At 44.6% G+C, this 18,759-nt stretch carries 16 protein-coding genes; 8 read left to right on the top strand and 8 right to left on the bottom strand.

Translation table 11 applies throughout. The features are described from left to right. Nucleotides 1-110: 110 nt before the first annotated feature. Both AC1IR0_RS11175 and AC1IR0_RS11180 read left to right on the top strand, forming a co-directional pair. Nucleotides 111-683, top strand: coding sequence for an RBBP9/YdeN family alpha/beta hydrolase (locus tag AC1IR0_RS11175; RefSeq protein WP_409654672.1), 573 nt, complete (start codon nt 111-113; stop codon nt 681-683). Nucleotides 684-821: 138 nt separating this feature from the next. Continuing rightward, nucleotides 822-1,427 (top strand): RBBP9/YdeN family alpha/beta hydrolase, encoded by a 606-nt coding sequence (locus tag AC1IR0_RS11180; RefSeq protein WP_409654669.1) that lies wholly within the window; start codon nt 822-824, stop codon nt 1,425-1,427. Here AC1IR0_RS11180 and AC1IR0_RS11185 read toward each other — a convergent pair. Both AC1IR0_RS11185 and AC1IR0_RS11190 read right to left on the bottom strand, forming a co-directional pair. Further along, nucleotides 1,381-2,121, bottom strand: a complete 741-nt coding sequence (locus AC1IR0_RS11185) for a type III pantothenate kinase (RefSeq protein WP_129717274.1) — start codon at nt 2,119-2,121, stop codon at nt 1,381-1,383. The two genes, AC1IR0_RS11180 and AC1IR0_RS11185, sit on opposite strands and share 47 nt — an antisense overlap. A gap of 14 nt (nt 2,122-2,135) precedes the next feature. Then, nucleotides 2,136-2,891, bottom strand: coding sequence for a biotin--[acetyl-CoA-carboxylase] ligase (locus AC1IR0_RS11190; RefSeq protein ID WP_409654665.1), 756 nt, complete (start codon nt 2,889-2,891; stop codon nt 2,136-2,138). 27 nt (nt 2,892-2,918) lie between these two features. On the opposite strand from AC1IR0_RS11190, the gene AC1IR0_RS11195 reads away from it, so the two are divergent. From AC1IR0_RS11195 to ligA, 5 genes are all read left to right on the top strand, one after another. Then, a complete protein-coding gene (locus AC1IR0_RS11195) occupies nt 2,919-3,722 on the top strand; it encodes a sulfite exporter TauE/SafE family protein (RefSeq protein ID WP_005247146.1) in 804 nt (267 codons plus the stop codon). A 200-nt stretch (nt 3,723-3,922) separates the two neighbouring features. After that, nucleotides 3,923-4,618 carry a GntR family transcriptional regulator gene (locus AC1IR0_RS11200; RefSeq protein ID WP_409654661.1) on the top strand — a complete coding sequence of 232 codons (696 nt, stop codon included), beginning with the start codon at nt 3,923-3,925 and terminating at the stop codon, nt 4,616-4,618. An 11-nt stretch (nt 4,619-4,629) separates the two neighbouring features. Beyond that, a complete protein-coding gene (smc, locus tag AC1IR0_RS11205; protein ID WP_479741413.1) occupies nt 4,630-8,082 on the top strand; it encodes a chromosome segregation protein SMC in 3,453 nt (1,150 codons plus the stop codon). A gap of 1 nt (nt 8,083) precedes the next feature. Further along, a complete protein-coding gene (locus AC1IR0_RS11210; protein ID WP_004279204.1) occupies nt 8,084-9,049 on the top strand; it encodes a cell division protein ZipA C-terminal FtsZ-binding domain-containing protein in 966 nt (321 codons plus the stop codon). A 109-nt stretch (nt 9,050-9,158) separates the two neighbouring features. After that, nucleotides 9,159-11,198, top strand: a complete 2,040-nt coding sequence (gene ligA / locus AC1IR0_RS11215) for an NAD-dependent DNA ligase LigA (protein WP_409654657.1) — start codon at nt 9,159-9,161, stop codon at nt 11,196-11,198. Nucleotides 11,199-11,268: 70 nt separating this feature from the next. Here the strand turns inward: ligA and AC1IR0_RS11220 are convergent, their stop codons facing one another. Continuing rightward, nucleotides 11,269-12,336: an SDR family oxidoreductase gene (locus tag AC1IR0_RS11220; RefSeq protein ID WP_005251071.1), complete on the bottom strand. Its 1,068-nt coding sequence runs from the start codon at nt 12,334-12,336 to the stop codon at nt 11,269-11,271. Nucleotides 12,337-12,678: 342 nt separating this feature from the next. Here AC1IR0_RS11220 and ftn point away from each other — a divergent pair, with 342 nt between their 5' ends. Further along, nucleotides 12,679-13,143 (top strand): heteropolymeric bacterioferritin subunit Ftn, encoded by a 465-nt coding sequence (ftn, locus tag AC1IR0_RS11225; RefSeq protein WP_004646080.1) that lies wholly within the window; start codon nt 12,679-12,681, stop codon nt 13,141-13,143. Nucleotides 13,144-13,200: 57 nt separating this feature from the next. Here ftn and AC1IR0_RS11230 read toward each other — a convergent pair whose 3' ends face one another. The 5 genes from AC1IR0_RS11230 to AC1IR0_RS11250 form a co-directional block, all read right to left on the bottom strand. After that, the gene (locus tag AC1IR0_RS11230; RefSeq protein WP_409654652.1) at nt 13,201-13,617 is read right to left on the bottom strand and encodes an ExbD/TolR family protein; all 417 of its coding nucleotides are present in this window, start codon (nt 13,615-13,617) and stop codon (nt 13,201-13,203) included. A 21-nt stretch (nt 13,618-13,638) separates the two neighbouring features. Further along, nucleotides 13,639-14,064, bottom strand: coding sequence for an ExbD/TolR family protein (locus AC1IR0_RS11235; protein WP_004279209.1), 426 nt, complete (start codon nt 14,062-14,064; stop codon nt 13,639-13,641). Between the two features lie 16 nt (nt 14,065-14,080). Further along, nucleotides 14,081-14,980, bottom strand: coding sequence for a MotA/TolQ/ExbB proton channel family protein (locus AC1IR0_RS11240; RefSeq protein WP_409654649.1), 900 nt, complete (start codon nt 14,978-14,980; stop codon nt 14,081-14,083). Between the two features lie 36 nt (nt 14,981-15,016). After that, nucleotides 15,017-15,718 (bottom strand): energy transducer TonB, encoded by a 702-nt coding sequence (locus tag AC1IR0_RS11245; protein ID WP_004646084.1) that lies wholly within the window; start codon nt 15,716-15,718, stop codon nt 15,017-15,019. A gap of 148 nt (nt 15,719-15,866) precedes the next feature. After that, nucleotides 15,867-18,533, bottom strand: a complete 2,667-nt coding sequence (locus tag AC1IR0_RS11250; protein ID WP_479741396.1) for a TonB-dependent receptor — start codon at nt 18,531-18,533, stop codon at nt 15,867-15,869. Between the last annotated feature and the right edge of the window lie 226 nt (nt 18,534-18,759).

Raw genomic sequence — 18,759 nt, forward strand, 5'->3', positions numbered from 1 at the left:
TGCGAATAAATGGTCAAACTGGTTTAAACAAAACAACATTTACTTACCCAAAATAAAAATCCAATCAGGCAGACTCGGGAATATCAGCACAAAATAAAGAGAAATTTCAAATGAACCAAGTAATTGTCGTACATGGTTATACTGCAAGCCCGGAAGAAAACTGGTACCCATGGATTCAGGAAAAAGCCCAACAGGAAAATGTCAGTTTAAAAGTCCTCCGGCTGGATCCATCGCCTACACCGACACTGGACACCTGGGATCAGCAAATGCGTGAACAGATTGATGCAATTGACGAGGACAGTATCTTTATCGCACATAGCTTGGGAACTGTGGCCGCATTGCATTACTTATCCAGAGAATTAAAACAGCAGAAAATTCAGCAACTGGTACTGATCGCGGGATTTAATGGTCGATTGGGTCGCCTGGATGAAGTAAATCCTTTTATTGATGCCGCTGAAATCAATTTTGATTTACTCAAACAACAGGTTGCAGAGCGTGTGGTGATCTACTCCGAAGGAGATGACCGGGTTGCACCAGAATTTAGTCTGGAACAGGCGGACAGTCTGGATGCCATTGTGGTGAATGCCAAGCACCATGGGCATTTTATTGATTCTCAAGGTTGTACTGATCTGCCGGAACTCTGGAAAGTGATCAAGCCTTATCTGATTAAATCCGAAGTTTAAGCATGTTGTTGTATTCGCTAAATTTTAAAGTTTAACATGAGATGGTGTTCAAAAAGGCACTTGAATTCCATCTCCAGACTGGTTAAAACTAATTTTTTGTCGACGCAATTTGCGTTCAATGATAATAAGTAAATCACTATGAAAAATATAATAAAGAAAGTCTATATCGTGCCGGATTATCAGGCGACCTCCAATGATCACTGGTATCCGTGGCTGAGTCGTCAACTTAAAAATGCCGGTTTTGAGTCCAAGCGGATTATGCTGGCCAACCCCTTTCAGCCCAATTTAGAAGAATGGCAGCAGAACCTGAAATTGCACATTCCGCAGATGGATGAACATACCTTTTTAGTTGCACATGGCCTGAGTTGCGTCAGTGTTTTAAACTTTTTACAGCAACATTATATTCAGCAGCAACACAAGATCGGCGGCATCATTCTGGTCTCGGCCTTTGATACACCGCTGGTGGCCTGGTCAGAACTGAATAAAATACTGCAGGCTGTGCGACTCGATCTGAAAAACTTACCGTATAGCTATAAACGTGCGGTGATGCTGATCTCCAGTAATGATCCCTATGTGCCTGCACCGGTTTCCTTGCGTTTAGCCTATAGCTTAAATGCACAAATTTTTGAGATCAAAAAAGCCGGGCATTTTAACAAGTCCGATGGCTTTGCCGATTTTCCGCAATTGCTGGACATTATCAAACAGTGTCTGGCAAATGAGCTGCAAAATGCTGCAGGCCTTTAAGCAAGAGATCAGGTTCAATCCGGGGCTGATACTGAGCGAGATGTTGCGCAAACAGCGGCGCATCTCCACCAGTTAAAACCAACTGTGCAGGGAAATCACGCAATACTTTTTCGATGATACTCAGCAGACCAAGTAGGATGCCATGATGTACCGCATCGATGGTATTGCGTCCAGGATTGAGTTCAGAAAAAGCGGCATCCGGAATTTTAATGCCTTTGGTATTCTGAATTAGGGAGTCACGCTGCAAGTATAGATTTGGCAGAATAAATCCACCCAAATGTTGTTGTCCTTGCGCCAGATCAATGGTCAGCGCCGTACCGCAACTAATCACACAATAATTTTCATGCGCTTGCGTCGCCACTGCAAGTACCTGTAACCAGCGGTCAATGCCCAGTTGCGAAGGTTCATCATAGCCACAGATCAGACCGGCATATTCTGCCTGTACTTGAGCAAAAATCACTGGAATATGCAGACTTTCTAAAATGCTGAGAATGCGCTCATTATTGATTTTATCTTGGACAGAGGATAGACCTACCTGATGCAAGCCCAGCGCTTTGAAATGCTGGATCAGGCCAAGTAACAAATCAGCAGGGGACTGTAAATGTAATTCTGCTGCCTGTTCAATAATCTGATCATGCTCGGTAATCCAGTATTTAAGCCGGGTATTGCCGATATCTAACCATAATTTTTTCATTGCTGTATGCCTGTTCATCCACCGTGTTGAAGGCGGAGCTGTCCCTGATAAAAGGTCTGGATTCCCTGATCGGTCAAAATCTTGACTGCACCATCATCCTGAATCCCGAGAAAAGTACCGGAATATTGCCCTTGCACGTCAGTAAATTCAACCGTTTGTTGCATAAATGCAGCCGATCGATTGAAACGCGCCGCCAGGTTTTGACTGCCATAATTAAACCATTGCCCGGCTTGCTGAATCGCCAGATATAACTGGGCAATCAGCTCAACTCTTGAGGTATGTGATAATCCCAACTCGTTCAAGGAGCTAACCTGCTGATCTGGAAGGTCAGTGGGCAGAGGATCGATATTTAAACCTACACCGACCACCACCTGTGTAGATGAAATCGGCTCGACCAGAATGCCGCCCCATTTTCCGTGCAGGCTATACAGGTCATTCGGCCATTTCACCTGTAATTCCAGCCCTTGCAGACTCGGCATTTGCAGGATATTTAACGCAATTTCTAGCGCTAGACGACCATCGATGGGTTTTTGTGTATGCAGCAATGTGCTTAAATAGATGTTCCCTTCAGGTGAAATCCACTGACGTTGACGCTGTCCACGGCCTTGGGTCTGCACATGACTGCATACCAGAACCTGCTGTACCCCCTTCGTTGCCAATTCGCGCACATCATCATTGGTCGATGTAGTAATCGGTTTGATGAGTAATACTTCCGGGAGTTGGCCTGCATCGCTTAATCGTTGTTGCAGTTCACGAGTTTCTACATCCATTTGAATCTAAACGTGGTAAATATCGTTATGGAGTTAATCATATATTTATTGATTGGTGCAATTGCCGGATTCACCGCAGGCCTGTTTGGGGTCGGCGGTGGTTTGATTATTGTGCCGATCCTGTACATTGTTTTTACCCAGCTTCAGTACGATCCCAGCGTGATTATGCATATGGCGGTGGGTACTTCCTTGGCAACAATTATTGTGACTTCTATCAGTTCGGTGATGGCGCATCATCAACGAGGGGCAGTGCTATGGCCCGTGTTTCGTAATCTGGCGCCAGGTCTGATCATTGGTTCTTTCCTGGGGGCGGGGATTGCCGATTATTTATCTGGTCAGGGTTTGCAATTACTGATTGGCTTCTTTGCGGTCTGGGTGGCATTTAGAATGTTCAGGGGAGCGCATATTCAGATCGATCCGAATCAAAAATTGCCTTCAACCCCGGTACAAATTGCTGCAGGTGGTGGGATCGGTGTGGCATCGGCGATCTTTGGGATTGGCGGGGGAAGTCTGACAGTCCCATTTCTAAATCGCTGCGGAATCGTGATGCAAAAAGCAGTGGCGACCTCTGCGGCCTGTGGATTGCCGATCGCCGTCGCAGGTGCGCTGGGTTTTATCTGGTTTGGTAAACAGGCGCAGGTCACCGTGCCAAATACTATTGGCTATATTCATATTTATGCCTTTATCGGTATCAGCATGATGAGTTTTTTCACGGCCAAGCTGGGGGCAAAAGTGGCACATCTGCTTTCACCGGCCGTATTAAAAAAATGTTTTGCTGCACTACTGACTACCGTCGGCCTGTATTTTATTTATCAAGGTTTTATGGCTTGATTTAAACCTTTTAGGTTGAAGTGATTTACCGTATAAGGAGAATAGATGACTATTCTCCTTTTTTATGGCCTTGAGTTGGCTATATAGACATAAGATTGTCTGACAATGTCAAAGTATTTATGGATAAAAACCCGTTTAATAGCAACATAGTCCAAATAAAGGGCTAAACCAGTATCCATAAAAATAAAGACAGGAACGGTATGCCATTAGAACAAGCGCAGAGTTTGTCTGAGCAGATTGCCAAGCACATTAGCGAACAGATTATCCGCGGTGAACTGGTCGAAGGCGAACGTATACAGGAGCTCAGGATTGCCTCGGAGCTTGATGTCAGTCGGGGTTCGGTTCGTGAAGCCCTGCTTTTGCTGGAACGCACCCAGCTGATTGAAATTTTCCCGCGCCGCGGAGCGATTGTCTCGGAAATGTCCGCCTTGCAGGTGCGTGCCTTATTTGACATGACTTCATTATTGCTCGGGCAGATGGTGCATCGCATGGCGGAAACCTGGCGGGTGCATGAAGCTGAGCGCATTCAGCTATTATTAGAGCAATTGGAATCAGAAACCCGCCAAGGACACACTGAAAAGTTTTATGATCTGATCTTTCAGGGCATGGCCCAGCAGCATGAGATGGTGGGGAATCCTTATCTGATGCGCTACTATCAGGAACTGCTGCCTTCTTTGCGTCGGAGCTATTTTCTGACCCTGAATATTTCCAGACGCGAGTTAGAGGAATCTTTTGACTTATTTAAACTGGTCACTGAAGCAATTTTGATACGAAAAACCCATCAGGCCACTTTATTTATGGAAGATTTTTGTCGACACTTGCGCAACCTTGTGTTGGAATCTCTGACACGGATGAAACAAATTGAACTCGCGTGGGCCAGACGCTCACGACGTTAAATCAGGACATTATGCGTTTAAGCAGTTTAAAACTTTCAGGCTTTAAATCTTTTGCCGACAGTACCACTTTACATTTTAAAGATAATCGTACTGCGGTCGTGGGACCGAATGGTTGTGGTAAATCCAACGTCATTGATGCCATACGCTGGGTCATGGGCGAGTCCAGTGCACGCCAGTTGCGTGGTGGCAGCATGCAGGATGTCATCTTTACCGGAACTGCCAAGCGTAAACCGGTGGGCATGGCCAGTGTAGAACTGCGCTTTGACAATACCTATGGCAAGCTGGGCGGTGCTTATAATGCCTATAATGAACTGGCAGTACGCCGTCAGGTCAACCGCGATGGCAAGTCTGAATATTTTCTGAATGGCAGCAAATGCCGTCGTCGTGATATTACCGATATTTTCTTGGGTACCGGTCTTGGTCCACGTTCCTATGCGATTATCGAGCAGGGCATGATCAACCGTCTGGTCGATGCCAAGCCCGATGAAATGCGGGTCTATATTGAAGAAGCGGCTGGGGTATCGCGCTATCAGGCACGTCGCCGTGAAACCATGCTACATCTGGATCACACCACACAAAACCTGTCGCGTCTGGAAGATATCGCCTCCGAACTGAAATCTCAGCTAAAAAACCTGAAACGTCAGTCGGAAAGTGCGATTCAATATAAAGAACTGGAAGGGCAGATCCGTACCATCAAGATCGAAATTCTGTCTTTTCAATGTGAGCAGAGCCAGCGCTTACAGGAAGAATATACCCTTGAGATGAATACGCTCGGGGAAAACTTTAAGCTGGTGCGCTCTGAACTGACTACCGTTGAACATGATTTGGGCAGTACCAGTGAACTGTTTCAGCGTCTGATTCAGCAATCCACCCCTTTGCAAAGTGAATGGCAACAGGCCGAGAAAAAACTGGCTGAACTGGAAATGACCCTGCAACAAAAGCAGTCTTTGCTGGAGCAGAATTCTACAAGTCTGGTCAAACTGGAACAGCAAAAAGCCCAAACCAAAGAGCGTTTGCAGTTGATTGAACTGCAACTCGAAACCTTGCAGCAGCAATTTGAAGATCAGCAGGCACAATTGCAGCAGCAAGATGGCCAGAGTCAGGTGCAAAGCCAAAATCTGACTGAGCTCAAGTCACAGCATAGCACTGTGGCAGCGCAATTTACCCAGATCAAAACCCAGGTCGAACAGCAGCAACAGCGTAAATTACAGATGCTGGCTCAAAGCGAGCAACTGGTAAAGAATATTGAACGGATTGAACAGCAGAAACAGACGTTACAACAGCAAAGTGCACAGATTCAGCAACAGGCGCAGCAAGATGAGCTGGAGCAGTATCATGCAGACAAAGCCCAAGCTGAACAGCAAATTACTGGCTTTGAGACTCAACTCAAAGAACTGAAAACTCAATTCGAGCAGTTTCAGGCAGAGCAGGCGAACCATCAGCAGCGTTTGATGCAGCTCAAATCTGAAATTCAGGTGCTTCATTCAGAAAAGAAAAACCTGAGCCAATTACTGACTAAAACCAACCCAAATGCCAAGAGTGATGCGGTACAGCTGATGCATGTACTTAAGCTCAATGATGCAGGCAAGGTACATGCCAGCCTGATCGAAAAGTTTTTGGCAAAATGGCTATCTGCGCAGATTCTGACAGAGGGCGAGCACTTCCTTGAAGATCGGGCACGTCAGTTAAAAAAACAGGCTGTTCAGGATAAAATTCAGATTGCCAATACGATGTGTCTGGCCGACTGGATTGAATCTCCGCATTATTCACTGTGGCAGCAAGTTGCAGTCGTAGATACATTAGCGCAAGCATTACCGCTTCAAACTGAGCTATTACAAGGCCAGACATTACTGAGTCTGGATGGCTACCATGTTGGATCGGACTGGGTCATTGCACTGGACTATGATGAAGCCAGTCAGGCCGGACAAGGTGCATTGAGTCATCGGATCCGTCTGGATGAAATTGAGCAGCAGCTTGCGGAACTTGAACCTAAGTTTATGCAGCTGGAGCAGCAGTTACCTGAATTAGCCGATCAGGTTAAAGCTTTGCAAAACCAGATTCAGAGTATCAGCGAGCAGCACAAGCATACCCAAAAGCATCTGCAACAACTCGATATTCACATTGTCAAAGTACAAAGCAGTGCGCAGGCTTTTGCATTGCAAAAGCAGCAATTACAGCATCAGCTACAACAACTCGATGAGCAGCTTGAAGAAGATGCTATGCAGAAAGATGATCTGGAAATTGATCTGCATGCCTTGAATATCAAACTGGAACAGGTGCTACCAAATTATAAAACCCTGCAATTCCAGCTAGAAGAATTGAGTGCTCAGCTGGATGACTCACAGCAGCTCAGTCAGCAAGCGCAGCAGGAACTGGAATTGCTGCGCCGGCAAAATGTGCAAAGTCAGCAGCAGATTGAATTACTGGAAAAAGATCAGGTATTCCTGAAAGAACAGTCTCAACAAATTACTGCACAAATAGAGCAAGCCAAAAAATTTGTCGATCCGGTACAGCTGGAATTACCTGCTTTACAGAGCCAGTTCAATGAACAGGCGCAGATCACTGAAAAGCTGCAAAAGACTTGGGCCGACTGGCAGGTTGAATTAAATCAGGTGCAGAGCAAACAGCAGCAGTTGACCGAACAGCGTCACAGCTTCCAGCAGCAGGATGAAAAACTCCGCACTACACTGGAAGAAAAACGTCTGGCCTGGCAGGCAGCCAAATCTGATTTGCAGCATTATTCTGAACAACTGAAAGAATTGAATAGTAAAGTAATTTCCGGGCTGGATATTGATGTTAAAGCACATCAAGCCAAACTGGAAAAAGCTCAGGCTCAGTTCGATAAACTTGGTGCAGTCAATCTGGCGGCTTCTGAAGAATATGAAGAAGTGTTAAAACGTTATGAGGAACTGAGTCACCAGATGCAGGATCTGGAAAATACGGTTGAACAGCTACAGGCTGCGATGAAAAGTATTGACCAGGAAACCCGTAAACTGTTTATGCACACGTTTGATCAGGTCAATGCTGAACTACAAAACCTGTTCCCGAAAGTGTTTGAAGGCGGTGAGGCGAGTTTAAGCCTTGAAGATGGCTGGCAATCGGGGGTAAAACTGATGGCCCGACCACCGGGTAAACGAAACAGCTCATTGGCCTTACTCTCTGGTGGAGAAAAGGCCTTAACCGCATTAGCATTGGTATTCGCGATTTTTCGCTTAAATCCGGCACCATTTTGCGTACTGGATGAAGTCGATGCACCGCTGGATGATGCCAATGTGGGACGCTTTTGTAATTTAGTTAAAGAGCTTTCTGAACACGTGCAATTTATTTATATTACCCATAACAAACTTGCAATGATGATGGCGACTGATCTTTTAGGTGTAACCATGCCTGAACCGGGAACATCAAAATTAGTGACAGTTAATTTGGAACAGGCAAAAGAATACGGCCTAGCTGCGGAGGTATAATATGGAAATCACCACCATTATCGGGATTGTGATCGCAATTGTGATTATGCTGTTTGGTATAAGAATGCTGTTCAAAAAACCTGTAGAGGCTGTACCTTCACTGGATGCCAACCTGCATATCGACCCGGATAGCCAGACCCCGATCATTCCAAGGCATGTACGTTCTCAGTTGGCACAACAGGATGTCGAATCTGATCGTATCGAGCCAAGCTTGGGTATAGATGAACCGGCTCCTGAAAAGCCTTCCGCCTTTCGCAAGGCTGAATCAACTCCGGTTGAGCCAAAAGCAGTCGAAACTCCTGTAGCTGCCCCGTCAACAGAAGCTGAAGGAGTGGCAAAGTCGGTAGCAACAGCAGCGGATGTTCAACAGGTAGAAGCAGAACATAAGAATAGCCAGACTGAAACCAAGGAAGAAATGCCTGAATTCAGCCTGAACAGAAACATCGAAAAAGCAGAAATTTCTGAATTTAATGATGAAAGCAGTATTCTGGATGCACATCTGCATGAGCAAAAAATAGTGGATGAAGAAAGTGCTTTGTCCAATGCTGAAACTATTATTTCTTTGCATATCTATCCACAAGGCCGTGTACTTTCGGGTGATAAAACCTTGAAGGTTTTATTGAAATATGGCCTGCGTTATGGTGAATTGGCCTGTTTCCACCGTTATAGTGAAGATGGTTCAAAACTGCTGTTTTCGGTATTGCAAATGACCGATACCGGAATGGAAGGCTTTGATCTGGAAACCCTGTCGACTCAGGAAGTGAAAGGTCTGGCATTCTTCCTGGCTTTACCGCATAGCGATGTACAAAATGCGTTTGATACCATGGATAGTATTTCACGTTTGATTGCCCGTGAAGTCGATGGTCTGGTCTATGATCAGAACCAGCAGGAATTTACTCCACAATTACGTGAATTCTGGCGCCATCAGGCTATTGATTATCGTGCTGGACAAGGTACGGAAGTTTAAGGCTGCTTTGTTCAATCTCCAAGTTGAATCTGTAGACTGCAATTTTTATAATAGCCAAAAGCTGAATATTCTACAGGGCGGATTTTCCGCCCTTTTTTATGGTGAAATTATGACCCAAGATGCCACTGTCATTGCGCAAATGCGTCAACTGATTCAACTGCTTGCCAAGCATAACCATGCTTATTATGTGATGGATCAACCGAGCATTGAAGACAGTGAATATGATCAGCTCTTTCATCAGCTCAAAGCCTTAGAACAACAATATCCTGACCTGATCCAGTCCGATAGCCCGACAGATAAAGTGGGTGGGCAGGCGCTTTCAAAATTTGTGACCGTAACACACGCCGTGCCGATGCTGTCATTAGGCAATGTCTTTAATCAGGAAGATCTGCTGGCTTTTGCCCGCCGTATTGAAGAACGTTTGCCAAATCAAAAAATTGAATATGATGTGGAACTGAAATTTGATGGTCTGGCCATTTCACTCTGGTATGAGCATGGCGTATTGACGCGTGGGGTGACACGCGGCGATGGGGAAACCGGTGAAGACATCACCCAGAATGTCAGAACCATTCGCAACCTGCCGAAACTTTTATCTCCGGTGAATGGCATCATTCCCGATTTGTTGGAAGTCCGCGGCGAAGTGTTGATGCCGAAATCCGGTTTTGAAAAATTGAATGCTGCCAATGCCGCCAAAGGTGAAAAGACCTTTGCTAATCCGCGTAATGCTGCGGCAGGAAGTTTGCGTCAGCTGGACCCGAATATTGCTGCCTCGCGGCCATTGGCTTTTTATGCTTATGGGATTGCTCAGTGCGTGCCGCATCATGGACAAACCACTATGTCCGCCAGTCTGGAATGGTTACATCAGTTCGGTTTTGCGGTTGGCGAGCGTCACTTTATCTGTGACAATATTCAGGACGTGCAAAAGGTCTACGAACAGATCATTGATGAGCGTGCCAGTCTCAGTGTCGAAATCGATGGTATGGTGATCAAGGTCAATGACCTGAAACAGCAGCAACAGCTTGGTTTCCTGAGCCGTGAACCGCGTTGGGCCACCGCCTATAAATTTCCGGCAGTTGCAGCACTGACCACAGTAGAAAATATTAACTGGCAAGTGGGTCGTACTGGAACATTGACGCCGGTTGCGCGTTTAAATCCAGTTGCTGTCGGTGGAGTAACAGTTTCCAATGTGACGCTGCATAATATTGGCGAAATTCACCGTCTGGATGTACGTATTGGTGATACCGTCAGTGTTTATCGTAGTGGCGATGTAATTCCTAAGGTGGAAAAAGTCTGGCCGGAATTTCGCCCGGTTGATGCAGTTGAAGTGCATTTACCTGAACAATGTCCAGTCTGTGATTCACCCGTGGTCATGCCGGAAGGCGAAGCCTTGGCACGCTGTTCGGGCGGACTATATTGTGCCGCGCAGCGTATTGAAGCCATTCGTCACTTTGTCTCACGTAAAGCCATGGATATTGAAGGCTTGGGTGACCGTTGGGCAGAATCGTTGCTGCATCTGAATCTACTTAACGATGTCTCAGATATTTACCATCTGCATGAACATCGTGAGACTTTGCTCGGTATTGAAAAGATGGGCGCCAAATCGGTTCAGAATCTTTTGGATGCCATTGAAAACAGTAAAAAAACCACACTGGCTGCTTTTATCTATGCACTCGGTATTCGTGGGGTGGGTGAAACTACGGCGCGGATGCTGGCCAATACTTTCCAGACGCTGGATGCCTTGCGTCAGGCCGATCTGGAGGCTTTAAAGAAAACTCCGGATGTAGGTGATATCACTGCGGAATGGATTCTGGATTTCTTTCAGGCACCGCATAATCTGGAAGTTCTGGATCGTTTACTGGCTGCCGGTATTCACTGGGATGCACCGATCGCACCGACTCGTCAGCCGTTAAACGGCGAAAGCTGGGTGGTCACCGGGACTTTAAGCAGTATGGGACGAGATGATGCAACCCAGTTATTGCAAGCCTTAGGTGCACGAGTCAGTGGCAGTGTATCCAGCAAAACCAAATGTGTGGTTGCGGGTGAAAAAGCTGGCTCAAAACTGGATAAAGCAGAAAAACTTGGTATTCCAGTGATCAATGAACAACAGTTTATTGGCTTGATGCAAGACTATGGTCAGCTTGAAGCCTAAATCTCTGCACATTTCATGAAAGAATAAGAGTTAAAAAAGCCACCTTCAGGTGGCTTTTTGCATAAAAAGATTAAGGAATATATTTTTTCACAACACCATCATCGAGTAGCTGCTGGAAATGTTCAACCAGACTTTCTTTCACCGGACGATACTCAATGCCGAGCTCATTTTTACTTTTCTGGGCATTAAAGAAAATTGGATAACCCATATTTAGCTCTACAAATTTGCGGCTAAAACCTGCTACAGGCCCGAACAGTTTGAAAGCTGCCTTCGGCAATTGATTGCGTGGGAACGGAAATTTATTACCAAAATGCGCCCGCAGAATTTGGCCCATTTCCAGCAGGCTCAAGCTTTCACTGCAAATGATATAACGGCCATGCGCTTGCGGATTAAACGCAGCACGGATATGCGCTTCAGCGACATCCTGAACATCGACCACGCCATTCCACATCGGTGGAACGCCAAGCAGGGTCATGCCGTTGGCAAACTGTTGCAGGACTTCCACACTGCCGGATTGGGTATTTGGGGTTAAGGATTGACCAAAAACCAGTGCAGGATTGATACAGACCAGATCCCAGCGATCCTGTGCTTCAGCCATTTCCCAGGCTTTACGCTCTGCCATGACTTTGGAATAAGGATAAGGCTGATGCGTGGCCGAACTGGTGGTATTCCAGCATGATTCATCAAAACTGTTATTCTCAGTTTGTAGAATATCAATGGCATCGCCATAAGTGGATGCGATACTCGATGTGACGATTACGCGTTTCACTGATTCAGTCTGATTGACACTATTCAGTACATTTTCAGTGCCTAATACCGCAGGTTCGATAATATCTTTGACTGCATCTTTATAGTTGGTGACCACAAAAGGTGAGGCCATATGAAAGACAATTTCACAGCCTTGCATCGCCTGATCAAAAGAACCCGGGCTTAATAAATTGGCCTGAAATAACTTGAGAGTTCCCGGAGTGCTGTCGGCAATTTTTTCTAAATGGGCAAAGCTCTTACTTTTATTCAGGTCGCGCACCGTGGCATGTACGGTATAGCCTTGCGTGAGTAATTTCTGGATGACCCAGCTGGCAATATAACCCGATGCACCGGTAACCAGAACCGGCGCTGTTGTTTGTGGATGTGTCATATCGGAACCGTTGTTGTTTTAAATTTGTGTGAATGATAAGCGAAATTTAAGCATGAAGTACGCCAATGCAGTGATGTTTATACAAAAAGAATGAATCTGTCTGGTCAAAATTAAGATTTACAAATTTTAACGCATGTGTTTATTTGCCAGTTTTACGTTATTGCCAAGCGTAATGAAAATGCAAAGTGTTGTTTTATAAATGGGATTTCATTAAGAACGAAGTGTAAATGCAAGTACTTCTCATTTTAATTATATAAAAATCAAATATTTAACCATGGTTAAGCTTTGCAAATTTAATTGCTTTTCGCCATAATAGCAAAATATAGGTAGGGAGTTATTCAAATGCGCGGAAATCCAGAAGTCGTAGATTATTTAAATATGTTGATCGGTGGCGAACTGGCTGCTCGTGACCAATACTTGATTCACTCTCGTATGTATGAAGATTGGGGCTTAACCAAAATCTTTGAACGTATCGATCACGAAATGCAGGAAGAGTCCCAGCATGCGGATGCGATTATCCGTCGTGTCTTGTTCCTTGAAGGAACGCCAAACATGCAGCGCGATGACGTTGAGATTGGCGACGATGTGGTGAGCTGCCTGAAAGCCGATCTAAAACTTGAATATCATGTGCGGGAAAAACTGGCGCAGGGCATCAAGTTATGCGAAGAAAAAGGTGACTATATCAGCCGTGATATGTTACGCCAGCAAATGTCGGATACCGAAGAAGACCATACTTACTGGTTAGAAAAACAATTGCGTTTAATCGAACTGATTGGTTTGCAAAATTATATTCAGTCACAGATGTAAAACCGAATGAATAAAAAAACCCAGCACATGCTGGGTTTTTTATAGCATTGAAAATGCTTAGTTGTTGTTACTCATAATACCAATTTTTTTGACTTCCAGCCGTTGAGCCGCCGCCATAACCATCGCAATATGCTTGTATTCAGTGGCACGATCCGCCTTGATTTTAATCTGATCCTGATCCGTTTTTTGCGCTACTGTCTTGAATAAGTTTTCCAGAGCTTGGGTATTTTCTACCGGCTGTTCATTCCAGAAAATCTTACCTTGTGCATCCAGACGTAATTCCACCAGCTCAGGCGGTTTTTCATCGGTTACAGGAGGCGTTCCATTCGGTAGATCGATATTAATCGAGTTATTCGGCAAAGGAATTGTGATAATAAACATAATCAGCAAGACCAGCATGACATCAATCAGTGGTGTCATGTTGACATCTAGCATCACATCATCATCTTGATTTGAACCAACATTCATACCCATAAACTTAATCCCTCTTTGTGCTTAAGGTGTAGCGGGCGGAGTGGTGACAAAAGCAATTTTGCCAATACCCGCTTGCTGGGTGGTACTAATCACCTGATCAATTGCCTCATAAGGTGTTAACTGATCACCACGAATATGCACTTCAGGCTGCGGACGTTTCTGGGCTTCTGCCTGTAAACGGCTCAGTAAAACTGTTTTATCTGCGATATAGATTTCGTTCCAGAAAATATCGCCAGTTTTATTGACAGCCAGCTGAACATTTTCTGGCTTGGTTTCATACGGTACATTTCTTTCTTCTGGCAGATCGACAGGTACGGTATGAATGGCAACCGGTACAGTAATCAGGAAAATAATGAGCAGAACCAGCATAATATCAACCAAAGGTGTGGTATTAATGGTTCCAATTACCTCATCATCGCTGTCGTTTGAATTGACCATCATTCCCATGGCTGATGCCTCACTCTTACTTCACGTCACGATTGACAGGATTATTGGTCGTAATTTCGCCGCTGAGTAATACTGCGTGTAAATCAGAACCAAAGGTACGTACTTCTTCCATGACCGCTTTATTACGGCGAGTCAACCAGTTGTAGCCGAGTACCGCAGGAACTGCGACCGCAAGACCGATTGCAGTCATGATCAGTGCTTCACCAACCGGGCCGGCAACTTTATCAATGGATGCTTGCCCTGAAACACCAATGGCAGTCAATGCATGGTAAATCCCCCAAACGGTTCCGAAAAGTCCAACGAAAGGTGCGGTAGACCCGACTGTCGCAAGGAAGGCCAGGCCACCACTCAGATGGTTCTGAATTTTGTCGATCGCACGGGAAATTGAGATGGTGACCCAGGTATTGAAATCAATACGCTCAAGTAATGTGCCGCCATGATTTTGGGTTGACTTAATCCCTTTTTCTGCAATAAAACGGTAAACGCTGGCTTCATTAAGGTTTTGGGCTGCGTTATCCAGAGAAGACGATTCCCAGAACTGGTGTTCAGCTTCCTTGGCTTGCTTGCGAATCTTGCCTTGTTGCATGCATTTGCTGATCATGATGTACCAGGTACCAATCGACATAATCAATAGAATGAACAAGGTAACTTTCGAAACAATATCACCTTCTTTCCACATGGCTTCTAGGCCATAAGGATTATATCCAGCCTTTTCATCCTTAGCTTCAGCTGGTAATGGCGGTGGGGTCCGTGTAGCCGCTGTTGCAGGTGTTGTTACCGCTGTTTCAGTAACAGCACTGGTATTTGGTGTAGCGGACTGTTCTGCAAAAACTGCTTGTAGAGGTAATAAAGTGCTCATGGCAATTACACCAGCAGCAGTCATATTTTTTAAAGGTTTTAGTGATTTTTTCATCATGGATCTCCTGATTTTTTTCTTTATCTGTTGTATCTGTTAGTCAAGGACAAATTCATATGGAATGTCATACCAAGATTCTTGCGGTTCGCCATTTTTCATTGCCGGCTTGAAAGTACATAAGCTGAAGGCCTTGGATGCTGCACGATCCAGCGCACGACTACCGCTCGACTTTTTCACTTTGGCATCCTGGACCTTGCCGGTGGTATTTACATATACAGAGATCAAGACTTCACCTTGTTCTTCATTCATCAGTGCATCACGTGGATAGTCTGGGCGTTTACAACCTGCTTCACCTTGTGAAACACCACGAGTTACGCCAGCGGGTGGAGGAGCTGGGGCTGGAGCGGCTGCGACTACTGGAGCCGGTGCTGCTACCGGACTTGGTGAAGGACTCGCTGCAACGGGAGTAGGTACTGCAACAGTTGTCGGTTGGGTTGGTGTTGGAAGTGTTTTCTGTACAGGAACGACTTTTTCAACCGGTTTCACCTCAGGCACTTGTGCTACTTTTTCCACGATTTTTGGTGGTTCAGGTGGTGTTTCTTTTGGTGGCTCAGGTTCAGGCGGCTTAATATCTTGAATAATCATTAGCTCAACTGGCTGTTCCGTTGGTTTAATAATGTCTTTTGCCATACCAGCCATGAGTACCAGGCCAACCAGGATATGCAAAAAAACAACGACCCCAATACCAGTCAGTTTTTTGGCGGAGTTTTTTTCTAAGTCTTCAAACTTTGTGCCCATCATGACTCCTAGAATTTAAGACAAACAGGAAATAGTGCACTGATGAGAAAATTTTTTTAGTTACAGGCAGCATTATTTTTTGTTTGGCTAAAATTAAACGGGAAAAACCGCAAACACCGCTTGGCAGCAGTGTTTGCGAAGTAATTAATTAAAAGAATTTATAAGTACCACGTAGGAAGTAGGTACGGCCCATTGGATCACCGTGACGAGGGTCATAGCCATATTGAGCATTGTTGGTTGCATCAGAAGCAGGTGGTTCTGCATCAAACATGTTGCGAATACCTGCAGTTAGCTCTAAATTCTTGAATCCGCTATAGGTGCCTGCAAAGTTATAAAGCGTATAGGCACTTACATCACGTTCTTGAGAAAAGTCTTCATAACCACGGATATATTGTTGTTCTAGTCTCATTTTCCAGTCTTCATAAGACCAGTTGATATTGGCAACATGTCTCCAGCGGACGACTGCAGGATCATCATAGATGCCGACGAGCCCTTCCCATTCACCGTTTGGTTCTTCTTGCTCATCCATTTTGATGACATAGGTACCATCAATCCCAAAACCAAAACGGCCTGTTGCTGTCATTGGGCTTAAGTAGTTCAGGCTGAGGTCAATCCCTTCAGTTTTTAATCCACCCATATTTTGTAGAGTTGTATTTAAATATTGGATACGACCATCTGGAGCGTAAACGATCAGATTGCCATAGCGATCAAGGTCATTAAAAATGTCATTAGGAGTAACTGAGCTGACTAAACCTTCAATGTCAATATTGTAGTAATCAGCGGTGAATACCAGATTCTTGATTGGTTCATATACGAATCCGGCTGTAAAAGAGGTTGATTCTTCTGGCTGTAAGTCTGGGTTACCACCTTGTTTACGCTTGAACTGCATACCACATTGGTCTGCAAATTGGGTGCTGGTCGGTTGACCGTTAGCATCACAAAAACGTGGGTTATTGAAGTTAGTGCTAGTATTGGTTTCACTTTGTAAAGAGTTGATTTCCCACATACTTGGGGCACGGAATCCAGTACTATAAGAACTACGGAACATTAACTCTTTAACCGGTTCCCAACGTAGGGATACTTTTGGATTGAAAGTATCACCAAAGTCACTATAGTCATCATAACGTGCCGCAAGTTGAGCTTCTAGAGTCGGCAAGATCGGTACATGTAATTCAGTAAACACCGCAGTAATATCACGGTCACCTGAACTTGACGGTTTATTTGGATCAATACCAGAACCTGGAACCTGGCGAACAAGATCGGCATTCACCTTGGCTTCCCAGTCCTGAGTGGTGTAGCTACCACCCAAGGCAAATCCAACTTCACCTGCAGGTAGTTCATAGATTGGACGGCTGACGGTGAAATCTATAGTGGTAGAATCCAGACTTGCCATATTTGTTGGGCCTGCCACATCAAAAGTAGACCATTTCCCAGCATCTGCAGCGGCCTGAGGACCAAATGGGTTTAAGGTGCCATCATTAAGTGCGGCTTGAACCAAACTTTGATTCAGGTAACCACTGACGAAATTATCAGTTGCTTCACTTTTGGCATAAGTAACGCCACCATTTACATCCCAACCGTAGACTTCACCTTCAATCCCTGCAAAAAAGCGGTTTGATTCATTTTCTGATTGAGAAACACGGTTACCTGATTGTGAACGTAAATAAAGTGCTGCTCTTGGATCTACCAGACCAGCGATGTCTGGTGTAATGCCGTTGCCTGGATAATATTTGCTGGTATTTGGAATAGAAAGACTACCTCCCCATACATCAGGTGCTATCGAGGTTTTTACTTTACTTTCAGTATAAATATATTCAGCAACCGCATTTAATGAATCGGTTAATTTGAAGGTACCTTTACCTAGAGCTGAAAAAGTTTCTTCTTCTGGAGTAATACCAATGAGTGCTTGAGTGTTTAACAGGCAACGTGTACCAGATACAAACATATTTGGTGCATTATTACAGTTTTGATTGATATAAGGGTTAACTACACCTACACCTGAATCTAAAAGGTTGGCAGGGAAGCCGGCACTTGAACCGATCGCCATGTTCAACTCTGGAATTAAACCACCACGACGGCTGACTTTACGATCTTTGGCCATGATCATGTCAGAAGTACGATAATCTACTACACCGTAAACGTTGAAACCTTGTTCATCCAGATCACCATAACCACCGAAAATAGAGACATCATATTTGTCGCCATTCTTTTCTTCAGGTGCTTGCAGTCCACCAGAAATACCGAAACCTTGGTATTCCTTTTTGATAATAAAGTTAATTACGCCGGCAATTGCATCTGCACCATATACTGCAGAAGCACCATCACGCAGAATCTCGATTCGCTCAACCATCGCGAGCGGAATAATATTCAGGTTAACTTCAGAAGTACTAAATGGGCTGTTAGCCAAACGACGCCCATTTAATAAAACTAAGGTCTTATCAGTACCAATCCCACGCAGGTTGGCAGAAGAACCTGAAGTATTACTTTTACCAATATTTTGAGAAACAGCAAAACCAGCTTGGTTAGCACTTACTTTATTAATGGCTTCTTCAACCGTGGTGACCCCCTGATTCACCAGATCTTCGACTTTAAGCACAGTAATAGGAGATGCACTTTGTGCAGCTACTCCTTTAATAGATGAACCTGTCACTGTCACTTTTTGAACCTTGGTAGGTTGAGCGGCAGAGTTTTCTGGTTCATCGGCTGCATGTGCCAAAGACAAGCACATCATACTTAAGGTAAGCGTACTTAACTTGAGTATTGTCTTGCCAACTGTTGGAGCCCCCATAGATCCGACCAATTTGTTTTTTTTCATCGTAATTTTCACCCTTTTGTTATGTGAAGTAGTGCTGGGAAGACTTAAGCAAAGCGAATGCCAACTTATAAATTATTAACTTTAAAAAACATTAAGTGATTGAAAAAATTATATTTAATTTGGTTTTTTTAGAGATTTACTAAATTCTGATGAAGAAATATTAAGAGAGTAGGGTTTAAAATCTGAAGAAAGTCTCTATAGGAAACCATGAGAAAGTAAAAAATAA

It is taken from the genome of Acinetobacter sp. 129952 (genome assembly GCF_056642055.1).